The 14563-nt window shown below is 68.7% G+C and carries 11 protein-coding genes and 2 pseudogenes; 6 read left to right on the top strand and 7 right to left on the bottom strand.

The features are described 5' to 3' along the window. Nucleotides 1-148 precede the first annotated feature (148 nt). Nucleotides 149-1660: a glycoside hydrolase family 43 protein gene (locus tag OHT76_RS39120; protein ID WP_328875613.1), complete on the top strand. Its 1512-nt coding sequence runs from the start codon at nucleotides 149-151 to the stop codon at nucleotides 1658-1660. A gap of 57 nt (nucleotides 1661-1717) precedes the next feature. Further along, nucleotides 1718-3472 carry a cellulase family glycosylhydrolase gene (locus OHT76_RS39115; protein ID WP_328875612.1) on the top strand — a complete coding sequence of 585 codons (1755 nt, stop codon included), beginning with the start codon at nucleotides 1718-1720 and terminating at the stop codon, nucleotides 3470-3472. Nucleotides 3473-3557: 85 nt separating this feature from the next. On the opposite strand, the pseudogene OHT76_RS39110 reads toward OHT76_RS39115, so the two are convergent. Beyond that, nucleotides 3558-4145 (bottom strand): annotated as a pseudogene (locus tag OHT76_RS39110) (carbohydrate ABC transporter permease); the annotation flags it as partial. Nucleotides 4146-4172: 27 nt separating this feature from the next. Further along, nucleotides 4173-5816: a glycoside hydrolase family 27 protein gene (locus OHT76_RS39105; RefSeq protein WP_328875611.1), complete on the bottom strand. Its 1644-nt coding sequence runs from the start codon at nucleotides 5814-5816 to the stop codon at nucleotides 4173-4175. 302 nt (nucleotides 5817-6118) lie between these two features. On the opposite strand from OHT76_RS39105, the gene OHT76_RS39100 reads away from it, so the two are divergent. Together OHT76_RS39100 and OHT76_RS39095 are read left to right on the top strand one after the other, a co-directional pair. Continuing rightward, nucleotides 6119-7732 carry a glycoside hydrolase family 43 protein gene (locus OHT76_RS39100; protein ID WP_328875610.1) on the top strand — a complete coding sequence of 538 codons (1614 nt, stop codon included), beginning with the start codon at nucleotides 6119-6121 and terminating at the stop codon, nucleotides 7730-7732. Between the two features lie 113 nt (nucleotides 7733-7845). Further along, nucleotides 7846-8466 (top strand): annotated as a pseudogene (locus OHT76_RS39095) (glycoside hydrolase family 6 protein); the annotation flags it as partial. Here OHT76_RS39095 and OHT76_RS39090 read toward each other — a convergent pair. Further along, nucleotides 8460-8723 carry a hypothetical protein gene (locus OHT76_RS39090; protein WP_328875609.1) on the bottom strand — a complete coding sequence of 88 codons (264 nt, stop codon included), beginning with the start codon at nucleotides 8721-8723 and terminating at the stop codon, nucleotides 8460-8462. The pseudogene OHT76_RS39095 and the gene OHT76_RS39090 overlap by 7 nt on opposite strands. Next, complete coding sequence (locus OHT76_RS39085) at nucleotides 8720-9538, bottom strand: phytanoyl-CoA dioxygenase family protein (protein ID WP_328875608.1); 819 nt, start codon at nucleotides 9536-9538, stop codon at nucleotides 8720-8722. The genes OHT76_RS39090 and OHT76_RS39085 overlap by 4 nt, the downstream gene beginning before the upstream one ends. Before the next feature lie 73 nt (nucleotides 9539-9611). Between OHT76_RS39085 and OHT76_RS39080 the strand changes: the two genes are divergently transcribed. Beyond that, nucleotides 9612-10430 (top strand): AraC family transcriptional regulator, encoded by an 819-nt coding sequence (locus tag OHT76_RS39080; protein WP_328875607.1) that lies wholly within the window; start codon nucleotides 9612-9614, stop codon nucleotides 10428-10430. A gap of 8 nt (nucleotides 10431-10438) precedes the next feature. Then, complete coding sequence (locus OHT76_RS39075) at nucleotides 10439-10768, top strand: RICIN domain-containing protein (protein ID WP_328875606.1); 330 nt, start codon at nucleotides 10439-10441, stop codon at nucleotides 10766-10768. A 123-nt stretch (nucleotides 10769-10891) separates the two neighbouring features. Here the strand turns inward: OHT76_RS39075 and OHT76_RS39070 are convergent, their stop codons facing one another. From OHT76_RS39070 to OHT76_RS39060, 3 genes are all read right to left on the bottom strand, one after another. Further along, nucleotides 10892-12193 carry an MFS transporter gene (locus tag OHT76_RS39070; protein WP_328875605.1) on the bottom strand — a complete coding sequence of 434 codons (1302 nt, stop codon included), beginning with the start codon at nucleotides 12191-12193 and terminating at the stop codon, nucleotides 10892-10894. After that, nucleotides 12190-13320, bottom strand: coding sequence for a PLP-dependent cysteine synthase family protein (locus OHT76_RS39065; RefSeq protein WP_328875604.1), 1131 nt, complete (start codon nucleotides 13318-13320; stop codon nucleotides 12190-12192). Before OHT76_RS39065 ends, OHT76_RS39070 begins: the two co-directional genes overlap by 4 nt. A gap of 890 nt (nucleotides 13321-14210) precedes the next feature. Next, complete coding sequence (locus tag OHT76_RS39060) at nucleotides 14211-14348, bottom strand: hypothetical protein (protein ID WP_328875603.1); 138 nt, start codon at nucleotides 14346-14348, stop codon at nucleotides 14211-14213. Nucleotides 14349-14563: the final 215 nt, after the last annotated feature.

Raw genomic sequence — 14563 nt, 5'->3', positions numbered from 1 at the left:
TTCCGCCTGGGTGCCCGACACGGCCGAGCTGAACCTGACCCTGCCCACCGCGCCGTCCGCCGTCCTGCTCCGCATCACCGCGACGGAACTCGGCGCTGCCTGAACCACCCCACGCCCGCATCACAAAATCGACGAGAGGACCTATCGGGTGCCCCCTCTGCGCCGGCCGGACGGACGCTTCGCCAACCCCGTGATCCCCGGCTTCCACCCCGACCCCAGCGTCTGCCGTGTCGGCGACGACTACTACCTGGCCTGCTCCAGCTTCGAGTACTTCCCCGGGGTTCCCCTCTTCCACAGCCGTGACCTGGTGCACTGGACGCAGATCGGCAACGCCCTGGACCGGCCGGAGCAGTTGCGGCTGTCGGACGCGGGGTCCTCCGGCGGGATCTACGCACCCACGCTGCGCCACCACGACGGCCGGTTCTGGCTGATCGTCACCAACTGCAGCGAGGGCGGCGGCAATCTGATCGTCACGGCCACCGACCCCGCAGGACCGTGGTCGGACCCCATCTGGGCGCCGGGGGTCCCCGGCATCGATCCCGACCTGGTCTGGGACGAGGACGGCACCTGCTGGTGCACGGTCGCCGGGGGCCGACAGGTCCGCTTCGACCCGTCCACCGGGCAGACCTACGGCACACCGCACCAGCTCTGGGCCGGCGGGCCCGGCGCCAAGGCCCCGGAGGCGCCTCACCTGTACCGGATCGGCGACTACTGGTACCTGCTCATCGCGGAGGGCGGCACCGAGCGCGGCCATGGTGTCTCGATCGCCCGCGGCCTTACGCCCAGCGGCCCGTTCGAGCCGTGCCCGGCCAACCCGATCCTCACCCACCGCGGCACCGACCACCCCGTCCAGAACACCGGGCACGCCGACCTGGTCCAAGGCCCCGACGGCTCCTGGTGGATGGTGCTGCTCGGCGTCCGACCGGGCGGCGGCACGCCGGGCTGGCACGTGCTCGGCCGGGAGACCTTCCTGGCCCCCGTGACCTGGGTGGACGACTGGCCGGTCGTCGGCGAGGTCGCTCTGGACCTGCCCGAACTCCCGTGGCCGCTCTCCCCCGGCCCTGTCGAGGAGCACCGGGACGACTTCGAGCTCGCCGAACTTCGGCCGTACTGGATCTCCCTGCGCGACCGGCTCGCCGAGCACTGCACCACCAAGGAGCGCCCCGGATGGCTGACGCTCCGCGCGCGGGGCGGCTCCCTGGACGAGCCCGACGTGGTGTTCGCGGGCCGGCGCCAGCAGCATCTGTCATGCCGGGCGCGCACTCTGGTCGATGCCGCGGAGGGAAGCGGTGGCCTCGCCGTGCGGCTGGACGAGCGGCACCACTACGCGATCGAGGCGTCCGGCACAGAGGTCCAAGTGACCGCGCGCATCGGTTCGTTGCGGACGGCCGTAGCCACGCGGTCCGTGCCCGCCGGGCCGGTGGTCCTCGCCGTCACGATCACGCAGCCGCCGTCTCCGCACGGACCGTGCACCGGACCCGACGTCGTCTCCCTGGGCATCGAGGAGCCCGACGGCACGTTCACCGAGCTCGCGACCCTCGACGGCCGCTACCTGTCGACCGAGGTCGCCGGCGGCTTCACGGGCCGGGTCATCGGCATGTACGCCGCGGAAGGCACCGTCCACTTCGACTGGTTCGACTACGAGCCCCTCGACGACTGAACCGGAACCCCGCCCACGGATCGGACCACCCGTACGACCGACCGAAAGGCATGGCATATGAAGGACATACGGCAACCCGCGCACCATCGCAGCCGGGGCCCAGGCCGCCTGGCCACCCTGCTGCTGACACTGGTCGTCATGCTGGGGCTGACCGGCGGCACCGCGCTGGCCGCGCCCGACGGCACCAGGAAGGCGTCACCGTCGGCGGTCAGTGTTCCGGCATCCGCCATGGACGCCGTCGCGGCGATGCAGCCCAGTTGGAACCTGGGCAACACCCTGGACGCCATTCCCAATGAGGATTCCTGGGGCAACGGGCAGACCACCAAGGCGACGTTCGAGAAGATCGCCGCGGAGGGGTTCCGCAGCGTCCGCATCCCGGTGACCTGGAGCGACCACCAGTCCGCCACCGCGCCGTACACCATCGAGGCCACGTACATGGCCCGCGTCAAGCAGCTCGTCGACTGGGCGCAGGACAGCGGCCTGTACGTCATGCTCAACGTCCACCACGACTCGTGGCAGTGGGTCGAGAAGATCACGAGCGACCACGACAACGTGATGGCCCGGTTCAACTCCACCTGGTCCCAGATCTCCACGACCTTCCGTGACGCGCCGCGCAGTCTGATCTTCGAGGGCATCAACGAGCCGAGTTTCGCCGGCGCGACGGATGCGCAGAAGTTCCAGTACCTGCGGGAGCTGCAGACCTCGTTCCACTCCGTGGTCCGCGCCTCGGGCGGCACGAACGTGAGCCGCCTGCTGAGTCTGACCACGCCCGGCGGCAGCCCCGACCAGGCTTTCATGGACAACCTGTACACCACGATCACCACGCTGAACGACAGTCAGCTCGTGGCGCAGGTGCACTTCTACAGCTGGTATCCGTTCAGCGTGAACGTCGCGGGCGGCACCCACTACGACGCCACCGCGCAGAAGCACCTGGACGACACCTTCGCCAACATGCACAAGACCTTCGTCGCCAGGGGCATCCCGCTCTACATCGGCGAGTACGGTCTGCTCGAGTACCCCAATCACTTCCACCCCTCGCGCGTCGAGCGGGGCGAGGCGCTGAAGTACTACGAGCATGTCGGCTACACGGCGCGCAGGTACGGCATCACCACCGCCCTGTGGGACCCGTTCTCGTACCTGAACCGCGACACCCTCCAGTGGCGTGACCAGGCCCTGTTCGACTGGATCAAGTCGAGCTGGACCACCCGCTCGGGCACGGCCTCCTTCGACAAGGTCTTCGTGCCGAAGTCCAGCCCGGTCACCGCCAAGTCGCTCACCCTGAACCTCAACGGCACCAAGTTCCGCGGGGTGTGGCAGGGCAACACCAAGCTGGTCGCGGGACGGGACTACACCGTGTCCGGCAACCAGCTGACCTTCACCGCCAAGGCGCTGACCCGCCTGGTCGGCGACCGCGACTACGGCGTCAACTCGACGCTCCAGGCCCGGTTCACCAGTGGGCTGCCCTGGAACATCGACATCGTCACCGACGACGTCCCGGTCTTGACGGACGCCACCGGCACCACCAGCTCATTCACCGTTCCCACCCAGTACCGGGGTAACGGCCTGGCGACCATGCACGCCACATACGCCGACGGCAGCAACGCCGGCCAGACCAGCTGGACCCCGTACCAGGAGTTCAACAAGGCGTTCTCGCCGGACTACCCGAACAGCACGATCATCCTGACCCCCGAGTTCCTCAACACGCTCCGCGACGGGGAACCGGCGACGCTGGTCTTCCACTTCTACAGCGGCACTACCGTTACCTACCACGTCACCAGGTCCGGAAGCTCGGTCACCGGCACGGTCTCCTGACGACCGTCCCCTCGCCCTGGCCGCCCGCTCCCTCGTGCGGCCAGGGCACAGGTCCCGCCGTCGGCGCCACTCAATAGGCGATCGGTCAGCCCTTGATGGCTCCCGTGAGCATGCCCTTCTTGAAGTGCCGTTGGACGAAGGGGGAGGCAACCGCGACGGGGATCAGCGCGAGGACCATGACGGCCATCTGCAGCCCCAGCGACGAGAGTTCGCCGGTGCGGACCGCCTGCTGGAGACCGGTCGGCGCCTCGGTGTTCTTCTGTACCAGCTGGATGAGCACGTTCTGCAGCGGCAGCATCTCCTGATCGGTGAGGTAGATGGAGGCATTGAACCAGGCGCTCCAGTAACCGACCGCGTAGAACAGGGAGATGACCGCGATCACCGCCCGCGACAGCGGCATGACGATGGTCAGCAGGATCCGCAGCTCGCCGGCCCCGTCGATGCGGGCAGACTCGGTGAGTTCGGGGGAGATCCCCATGAAGAAGGCCCGCAGGACGAGAACGTTGAAGACACTGACGGCGCTGGGAAGGATCAGCGAAAGATAGGTGTCGGTGAGGCCGAGCGCCTGCACGAGGAGGTACGTCGGGATGAGACCGGCCCCGAAGAACATGGTGGCCATGATGGTCATCAGGAAGTACCGGTGCCCGAGGCTCCCCGGCCGGGAAAGGTCGTGAAACTCCCCTTCTGACGCAGCGGTTGCTCACGCGCGGGTCCACTTCTGGTTGGCCTGCCCGTTGCAGGTCCACAGGACCAGCGGGGTGCCGTTGGCGGTGCCGGCCCCGTTGGCGTCGAGGCACAGCCCGGCGTGGACGTTGCGGATCGAGCCGTCGGCGCCGACGGTCCACTTCTGGTTGTTCTGGCCGTTGCAGGGCCAGGTGACGACCCGGGTGCCGTTGGTGGTGCCCTGGTTGTGGGCGTCCAGGCACTTGTCGCCGTACACGCGGATCTCGCCGCCCGTCCACGTGGTCCACAGCTGGTTGGCGGCCGTGTGGCAGTCCCAGAGCAGGACCGTGGCCCCGGCGGCGGTGGAGGCGTTGTCCACGTCCAGGCAGCGGCCGGATGCGGTGCCGCGCAGCCGCGAGGTGGTGGCGGCCAGCGGGCTGCCACCGGTCACCCGGAACACGGCCACGCCATGCGCGGGGACGCTCGCCGAGATCTGCCCGGACGTGCTCGACGTGCCACCGGTCCACATATCTGTGAGTGTGAACTGCCCGCCGGACAGACCGACTTGTGCGGCCGTGGTGGTGACCGTCGCGGTGCCGCCCGACCGGTTGAACAGGCCTACAGCCACCGAGCCGTCGGACAGGGGCTTGGCGAACACCTCGGTGGCGCCGTCGTCGCGCACCCGGCGCCCGCCCGCGCCGAGCGAGTCCTGGTTCACCGCCAGCAGACGCGGGTTGCGCAGGATGGCGCTCACATCGGCGGACATGGTGCGGATGTCGTTGCCGGCCATGAGCGGGGCGCCCATCAGAGCCCACAGGGCGAAGTGGGAGCGGGACTCGGTCAGGGACAGGCCTGGACGGCCGACAACGAGCATGTCGGGGTCGTTCCAGTGGCCCGGGCCCGACTGTGCCGCCAGCGGCGCGGTGACGTCCAGGACGTTGCCGACGCCCATCGGATAGCTGTTGGTGTTGCCGTTCTGCCAGATGTCGAGCAGGTCCTCGGTCGTCCGCCAAAGGTCGGCGACTTCGCCCCAGTTGTACGTGGCGCCGGTGATGGCGTGGAAGCTGTTGGGGTTGATGCTGTAGACGATCGGCCGCCCGGTGGCCCGCAGGGCGTCACGCATGAGCGAGAACCGCGCGACCTGCTCGTCACGGGTGCCCTCGGAGGAACACCAGTCGTACTTGAGGTAGTCGACGCCCCACGAGGCGAACATGTTGGCATCCTGGACCTCGTGCCCCCTGCTGCCCGTCGACCCGGGATAGGCGCCGGTCGTCTGCGCGCAGGTGCGTTCGCCCGGCACCTGGTAGATGCCGAACTTCAGGCCCTTGCTGTGGATGTAGTCCCCGAGGGCCTTCATCCCGCTCGGGAACTTGGCCGGATTGGCCCGCAGGTTGCCTGCCGCATCGCGCTGCGGGTCGAACCAGCAGTCGTCGACCACGACATAGCGGTAGCCGGCGTCCCGCATGCCCGAGGACACCATCGCGTCTGCGGCCTGGCGCACCTGGGCCTCGGTGATCCCGCACCCGAAGCTGTTCCAGCTGTTCCACCCGAGCGGTGGGGTGAGCGCCGGGCTGCCCGGGGCGGCCGAGGCGGTGGAGTGGACGGGGGCCGTCACGCACGCGGTGGCCGTCAGCGCGGCGGCGGCAAGGAGGCGGAGCAGTCCGCCTGATCGTCTGGGCACCAGGGGCTCCTTTTCTGGGAGGGCGCCACATGAAAGAGGGGTCCGAAATTTCGGATGCCATTCGGAAACTCAGGTGCCCACGGATACTAGGGAGGCGGATGGACATGTCAACACCGATCGCCGAACACCCCCTTGAAATGCGGCGATTCGCGCCTCCAGGTGTCGAAACTTTCGAAGCAGCTGGCGAATCCTGCGAGAAGTATTGACGCGGTTCCGCGCCTCCCTATCATCCAGATTGCTCGGCAAATCGATCCACGTTCGATACCCCGAACGCACTGGCCTCCCCACCGAAGTACCCCCACATGGATCTGTCATGCCCTCATCATTACCTGTCCCGTCGTCGCGCCCTGACTGCCGCCACTGGTCTGGCCGCCGGCGCGGTCCTTCCCGCGGCCGGCCCCTCCGACGCAGCCGCCGCGCAGTACACGAACCCGGTGATCTGGCAGGACTTCGCGGACATCGACGTCATCCGCGTCGGCGACACCTACTACGCCTCGGCCTCGACGATGCACTACTCCCCGGGTGCGCCCGTCCTGCGCTCGTACGACTTGGTGAACTGGGAGATCGCCGGTCACTCGGTGCCCGTCCTCGACTTCGGCGCCAAGTACGACCTGAACGGTGCCCGCGGCTATGTCAGAGGCATCTGGGCGTCGTCACTGGCCTACCGTCCGAGCAATAGGACGTTCTACTGGCTGGGCCAGATCGACTTCGCCCGGACGTACATCTACACCGCCACCACCGTCGAGGGGCCGTGGAGCAGGCTGACGACGATCAGCACGCCGTACTACGACGCGGGGCTGCTCGTCGACAGCGACGACACCGTGTACGTGGCGTACGGCAACACCACGATCAGCGTGGCCCAGCTCTCGCCCGACGGCCGCAGCGAGGTCCGCACGCAGCAGGTGTTCACGACTCCGTCGAGCGTAGGCACCCTTGAGGGCGCCCGCTTCTACAAGATCAACGGGCAGTACTACATCTTTTTGACCCGCCCCGCGAACGGCCAGTACATCCTGAAGTCGTCGAGCGGCCCCTTCGGTCCGTACACGATGCGCCAGGTCCTCCTCGATCTGCGCGGGCCGATCCCCGGCGGCGGTGTCCCGCACCAGGGCGGGCTGGTGCGGACGCAGAGCGGTGCCTGGTACTACCTGGCCTTTGTCGACGCGTACCCCGGCGGCCGGATGCCCGCCCTGGCGCCGGTCACCTGGACCTCGGACGGCTGGCCCGTCGTGCAACTCGTCAACGGCGCATGGGGCACCACATATCCCAGCCCGGCCGTGCCCACCCCACCCCGCCAGGTCACCCCCATGACCGGCGTCGACACCTTCGACGGCACCACCCTCAAACCGAGGTGGGAGTGGAACCACAACCCGGACAACTCCAAGTGGTCGGTCAACAACGGCCTGACCCTGCGGACCGCGACCGTCACCAACGACCTGTACTGGGCCCGCAACACCCTCACACACCGCATCCAGGGGCCCACCTCCGCCGCCACCGTCCACCTGGATCACTCCGCGATGCGGGACGGCGACCGCGCCGGACTCGCTCTGCTGCGTGACTCATCCGCCTGGATCGGCGTCAAGCGCGACGGCGGCATGACGCGGGTGGTGATGGTCAACGGGCTGACCATGGACAGCAACTGGAACACCACAGGCACCGGCACCGAGGTCGCGAGCGTGGCCGCATCGGGCGGCCGTGTCTGGCTGCGCGCGAGCGCGGACATCCGCCCCGGTGCGCCACGCCCCGGAACTTTCTCCTACAGCACCGACGGCATCACCTTCACCCGCCTCGGGCCCGCCTTCTCCATGGGCAACGACTGGCGGTTCTTCATGGGCTACCGGTTCGCCCTCTTCAACCACGCCACGCAGGCACTCGGCGGCGCGGTCCACGTCACGCGGTTCGAGCTGTCGACGCCCTGAACGAAGGGAGGAGCGCACCACCCTTCCCCCACGCTCACCGCCGACCGTCGGACTCATCCCTGTCAGAAAACCGAGGTACCGTCATGCGCCGCAGACTGCTCGCACTCGTGGCCGCTGCGGGCGGAGCCTCCTCCCCGTCCGCCTACCGGAACTGGATCGCCCAGTTCGCGGGCGGGATCGCGGGCCGCCCGGCCGTCGTCGTCCTCGAACCGGACTCCCTCGGCGACTACGGCTGCATGACCCAGGCCCAGATCGACGAACGCGAGGGCATGCTCACCGGCGCGCTCGCCGAGTTCAACCGCCAGGCTCCCAACACCTGGGTCTATCTCGACGCCGGCAATCCGGCCTGGGTGAGCGCGGCGACCATGGCCCGGCGCCTCCACGAAGCCGGCCTCGGACAGGCCCACGGCTTCTCGCTCAACGTCTCCAACTACCTGACCACGGCCGAGAACACCGCGTACGGCAACGCCGTCAACAGTGAACTGGCCGCCCGGTACGGCTACACCAAGCCGTTCGTCGTGGACACCAGCCGCAACGGCAACGGCTCCAACGGCCAGTGGTGCAACCCCTCGGGCCGCCGTATCGGCACCCCCACCCGGCTGGGCGGAGGCGCCGAGATGCTCCTGTGGATCAAGGTCCCGGGTGAGTCCGACGGCAACTGCGGCGTCGGCTCCGGCTCCTCGGCCGGAGATTTCCTCCCCGAAGTCGCCTACAAGATGATCTACGGCTACTGATCCAGCTTCTCGAAGAAGAACTCGTGCTTGAGGAAGGAGACGTCGTACTCGTGGCCGGGCTGCGGCGGCAGCAGTTGGGAGGCCTGGAACAGGCGCCACCCGTCGTGCAGCGCGGCAAGCCCGGTCGGGTAGGGCGGCTCGTCGCTGTCACCGGTCGTCGGGCGGGTCCGGCCGGTTCCGTCGTATCGGGACCAGCCCACGACGTCGGAGTCGAGCGCCGACGTCGAGAGGTAGAGGACGAGAACCTGCTGTCTCATACGTGACTCCTCAGGGCCGGCCGGTTGCTGACGCGAGTGACCCAGTACTCGACGTCGAACGAGTCGTCGCCGGTCAGGGCCCGCCACAACAGGACCCGGTTGTAGATCTCCAGTCGGGCGGTGGCCTGCTCGTACCAGGGGAAGTAGGTGTTGAGTTCCGTGGTCACGGCCGGGTCGTGCAGGTCGGAGGTGTCCCACAGGCGCACCTGCGGCACGGTCGGGTTGAGGCGGAGTTTGTACATGTAGCGGCGGCGCTCGGTGTCGTTGCGGCGGCCGCCGTGCCAGATGCCGTGGTGCACGAGGACGACCGTGCCCGCCGGACAGGTCAGCCGTGTCTGTCCCCTGAGGTTCTGGACGCGGCCGATGTCCGTCTCGTTGATCCTGCGCAGATGGCTTCCCGGCACACTGAGCGTGCCGCCCATCTCGGCGGTCACCTCGTGCGGGTAGTACATGAGCTGAATGTCGAACGCGTCCGGCCGTACATCAATGATCGCGTCCCCGTGGAGGGGCTGCGCCTGTCCCTCCTGCGGCTCGCGCACATGCACCGCATGGTGGTCGACGGTCGGCTCGGGGCCGACCAGGCTCTCGACGGCGCCTGCGACGACCGGCAGGGCAAGCAACTCGTGGACGAAGGTGTCCTGGGCGAACGCCTTGCCCAGCGGAGTGCCGTAGGGCACGTCCGGTATGCCCTCGGTCAGGGTCGCGATGGCCCGTTCGTTGATCTCGTGCGGCGCCACCCCGTCCAGGCGCAGAAATCCCTGCGCCACGAAGCGCGCCACCTGAACCGATGTCAGGAGTCGTTTGCTGGTTGGCATGCGACGAACGTACGTGGCCCATCCCACTGAGTCGTGGGCTGAAATCGCCCACTGCTGGTAATTTTCCGTCCTCGTGAAGCACGCGACTCTCTGGCTCGACGAGCCGCCCACCGTGGTCAATGCCGGCATCGGGATACATGGCGTCTCCACCACCCACGACGTCTTCCGGCTGCCCGACTTGTGGCAGCTGCATCTCTACAACTACGAGGGCACCCTGTCCCTCGGACAGGCGGTCCACCCCATCCGCCCCGGCCACGTCAGCCTCGTGCCGCCGAACACGGAGGTGCACTTTCACTACCGGGGCAGGTCGGAACATTTCTACGTCCATCTGCGGCTGTACGACGGCGGCACCGCGCGTGTGGTCCCGGTGATGCAGGACGCCGCGGCCGAGAGCACACGCCTCGCCGAGCTGCTCCGGCACGCCGTGACGGCCATGCCGACCTCGCCCTCACGAGCCACCGCCGAGGTCTGGGCCGCTCTGTGGCGCATCGCCGAGTTGCCGAGGGACGACGGTGCCGGGCGCCGCCACCCCTTCGTGGCCGCCGCACAGGCCTATGTCGAGGAGCATCTGGCCGACCCGCTGTCCGTACCGGACATCGCTCGCGCGGTGGGCATCTCCCATACGCACCTGACGCGCGTGTTCCGTGCCGAGACCGGCTTCACGGTGGTGTCGTACATCCGGCACCGACGGCTGCAGCGCGCCCGCCACCTCCTGTTGTCGTCCACCCTGTCCATCACCGCCATCGCCGCGGCCGTGGGCATCGCCGATCTCCAGGCCTTCAACAAGGCCTGCCGCCGCGAGCTCGGCGCGAGTCCGCGTGACGTGCGTGGGGCTGAGAAGCCACTTCCGGGTGGAGGCGCGGCCGACGACCAGCGGTGCTCACCGCGGTGATCGCCCTCATGGCAGCATTCTTGTCCGCGATGGGCGCCGCCGGGCCGACGCAAGCGGCCACCGTGGACCCGAACGCCTGGTACGTGCTGGTCCACCGGTGCAGCGGCAAGGCACTCGACGTCTCCGGCGCGGACACCGGCAACGGCGCGTCCCTACAGCAGTGGACCCGCATCGACAGCGCCAACCAGCGGTTCCAGTTCATCGATTCGGGCGGCGGCTACTACCGGCTCAAGGCACAGCACTCGGGCAAGGCGCTGGTTTCTACAACTACGCCACCGCCGACGGGGCGGCCATCGTGCAGTGGAGCGACCTCGATGCCGGGCGGGTGGTGGCCGTGAGGGCTGCGGTGCCCGCGGTGACCAGCAGCGCGCCAGGGATGTCGAGGCGTGCGGGCTGCGGGGCGCGGGCCGCAGGGGCGGGGCACCACGCGGTGCCCCGCCCCTTGACCAGAGGGCCGTGGGTCAGACGGTGGCGGGCAGCGGCTGGGCGACTGGCGGCGCCGCCAGTCGGCCGGTGCGGTGCAGGCCGTGCAAGGCAGCCGCGCACGCCAGGCCGAGCGCGCACAGCGTGATCCACGGCAACGCGGGCATCCCGGCCGCGCGGGCGGCGTCGAGTGCGGCGCCCGTGCCCAGGTTTCCGACGGTGATGCCGATGCCGCAGATGGTGTTGTAGAGCCCGTAGTGGGTGGCGACGAGGCGGTCACCGCTGAGGCGGACGATGGTGTCCATCTCGAACGGGTAGGCGATCATCGTGCCCACGGCCAGCAGCAGCGCGGCGAGCGTCGGCGGAACCGCCGCGAGCAGCCACAGTCCGACACCGGAATCCGGTACGGGCACGGCGGTGGCCAGCAGCAAGGGAACGAAGGCCAGCCCCATCGCCGCCAGCCCTCGCACGAGCGCCTGCCCTGGCTCGTACCGCGCTTTGCACCACGCCGTCACTCGCGTCTGGCCGAGGATCGTACTCAGCCCGGACACAGCGAAGAGCATCGCCACAGCCGCCGTGCCGAACTCCCCTTCGCCGCCGAGCCGACGCACCTCCAGCGGCAGCGCCAGATAGACCTGGAAGGACAGCACGTACGAGCCGATCATGGCGACGGAGAAGAGCAGGAACGGCCGGTTGGCGAGGATGCCGCGCCACTGGGCGAGCACACCCTGACCGTCGTCGCTCGTCTGCCGCTTGGTGTCCTTGGCCCGCCGGGCGGGCAGCGCGCGGATCTGTACGACGCTCAGCAGCGCGAAGATTCCGGCCGCGACCAAGCAGGTGATGCGGAAGTCCACGCCGGTCAACACCATGCCGACCAGCGGACCCAGCAGGATGCCGGCCTGGTAGAACACGTTGAACAAGGCGAACGCCTCCACCCTGCGCTCCCCCGCGTCGGCCGCGAGGTACGCCCGCACGGCCGGGTTGAACAGCGCCCCGGCCAGCCCGGTGGCCGCGGACGCGGCCAGCAGCGCGGGCAGCGAGTCCACCAGCCCGAGCGTCGCGAAACCGAGGGTCCGCAGCACGCACCCCGCGACGATCATCGGCTTGTAGCCGAGCCGGTCGGCGAGGGTGCCGCCGACCAGGAACATGCCCTGCTGGCTGAAGTTGCGTACACCGAGGACGAGTCCGACGATCCAACCTGCCAGCCCGAGGGTGCCGGAGAGGTGGGCGGCCAGGTAGGGCATCAGCATGTAGAAGCCGAGGTTGATGGTGAACTGGTTCACCATCAACAGTTGGACGCTGCGTTCGTACGACCGAACCTGAGTGAACAGCCCCTTCACCGGCCCTCCTCCGGCACGTCCGAAACGGCGTCCAGGCTGTCGGCGGCGTCCTCGGCGAGGGTGAGGGGATCGACGACGGTGGTGCACCGGGTCCAGCGAGCGACCTCCTTCTCGTCCAGGCGGCCGATCAACTCCGGCTCGGGCGCCGGTGGCGAGTCCAGAAGACCGTGGGCGGCGCAGTAGTCGTCGTCGTAGACCGTCCCCAGGTACCGCTGCGGACCATCGGGGAAGATCGCGACGATCCGCGCGTCCGCGGGCTTCGTCCGGGCCAGCCAACCTGCGACCAGTGCGACCGCGCCCACGCTCCAGCCGCCGGTGGCGTAGTGGGAGGCGGCCAGTTGGCGGCACGTCCACACCGCCTCGGCCGGAGAGACCCAGTGCACCTCGGAGAAATTCTCGTAGGCGACGTTGCGGGGATAGATGCTGGAGCCGAGCCCGCGCATCAGTCGGGGCCGGGCGGGCTGGCCGAAGATCGTCGAGCCGGTGGTGTCCACACCGACAACGGTCAGATCCGGGTAGAGCTGGCGCAGCACCCGTGAGATGCCGGCCGAGTGGCCTCCGGTACCCACGCTGCACACCAGCACATCGATGTGGCCCATTTCGGAGGCGAGTTCAAGAGCCAACGGAGTGTATGCGGCGACGTTGTCGGGGTTGTTGTACTGGTCCGGGCACCACGAGTCGGGGTGCTGCTCCAGCAGCCGCTGTACGCGTTCGCGGCGGGCCTGCTGCCAGCCGCCCGTCGGATGCGGCTCGGAGACGACGTTGACCTGGGCGCCGTACGCGGTCAGCAGCCGGGTCATGGACAACTCCAGTCCCGGGTCGGTAACCAGGGTGACCGGGTGGCCGTACACCATCCCGGCCAGGGCCAGCCCCAGGCCCAGGGTGCCGCTCGTGGACTCGATGATCCGCCCGCCGGGCCGCAGGTCGCCACGGGCTCGGGCCCGCTCCACCATGTGCAGACCCGGACGGTCCTTGATGCCGCCGGGGTTGAACCCCTCAAGCTTCGCCCAGAAGCCGCGCCCGGCCGGGGTCAGCGGCTCCGATACCCGCAGCAGCGGGGTGTTGCCCACCAGCCGGGAAAGGGCCGACTGGCCGGAGACGGCCGTGGTCTTGGTCAATGAAGGCATGTCTGTGTGTTCGCTCTCGCTCGATGAAGGCACGATGCGGGTTCATCTCGCGGCCCAGGGCGACAAGCGCAGACCGTGGGTCCACGTTCAGGCCATGGGTGCGCGGCAGCCGGTGAAGTCGGGCTGCGAGCGAGTGGTCTAGATCCGCCACCGCGACGTGCGCACGAGCGCCACGCGGCCAGTGCGTGCGCTGCGACGTCTGCGGGATTCATGCCGTACGAGGGGTCTTCCCACCGACAAGGACACGCCGACGAGTACGACGACAGCCAGCGCTGCGAGGGGAAGATCCTCGGTCGACTGGGCCACGGTACGGATGGCCACGTCCATCACGCAGTCCTCGGCCCCGTGGGGAGCGTGGGGCCCGTGAGGCTCTCCGTCCGCAGTCGTCGCCGAGGAAGCGGTGGGGACGGGTACCGACCCGTGTGTGTCCTCAGGCACTCCATGGATGACGGCGCACAGCATGAGCGCCATCACCAGAGTGCCGCGGATCGCCGAGACGAGTCGGCGCCATCGGGGTGAGCCGCATGGGCCCCATGGGCCCCGCGCGGGCGTACGGAAATGTGTCGGCACAGGTCCTCCGCGCTGCTGCCGCCACTCCGACGAGGACGGAGGGAGGCGCAGACATGGGTGGGGGGCAGGACGGCATCGACGAACGTGATCGGCCCATCATGGGCATGGAATCGGGAGCTCGTCGCGCGTGATCAGCCGAACCGGTGACAACCGGCAGGCCAGTTGGAGGACTCCGTACTTCTAGACCTGCTGCACCACGGATGCTGCTCTCAGCGTCCCGGATGACGCCCCGCTCATTGAGTCACGAGCAGCAGGCAATCGCACGGCCGAGGCATCTTCGGCACTGGCTGATTCGCGAACCGACGCTGCAAAGCAGGGTGTTACCAGGACAGGACCCTGCTGAGGCTGCCCGGATGCGCACTGCTCGCCAGGATGCGACGACTCGTGACCACCATGGTGATCGTCCGCTCCTGCGGCGAGTTGCGGTGCAGGCTCGACGACAGCGAGGTGAATGCCATCGAACGGCGCTGCGGCAGAGGTCATTGCGCTGGTGGAGAGATGCCCCTGGACACTCTCGACGTGCACGCCGTGTGTCACGAGGACACCGAACAGGAGCACGGCCAGGGCCAGCACGCGCAACAACGGACCCGCACCGGAGCGGGTCCTTGCTGTGCGCCAGGTCGACCAAGCCGTAATCATGCCGTGATCCTAGCGGCTTGCCGGCGTTGATCGA

The organism is Streptomyces sp. NBC_00287 (assembly GCF_036173105.1).
Taxonomy (GTDB): Bacteria; Actinomycetota; Actinomycetes; order Streptomycetales; family Streptomycetaceae; genus Streptomyces.
This window is presented reverse-complemented; position numbering and strand designations above follow the sequence as displayed.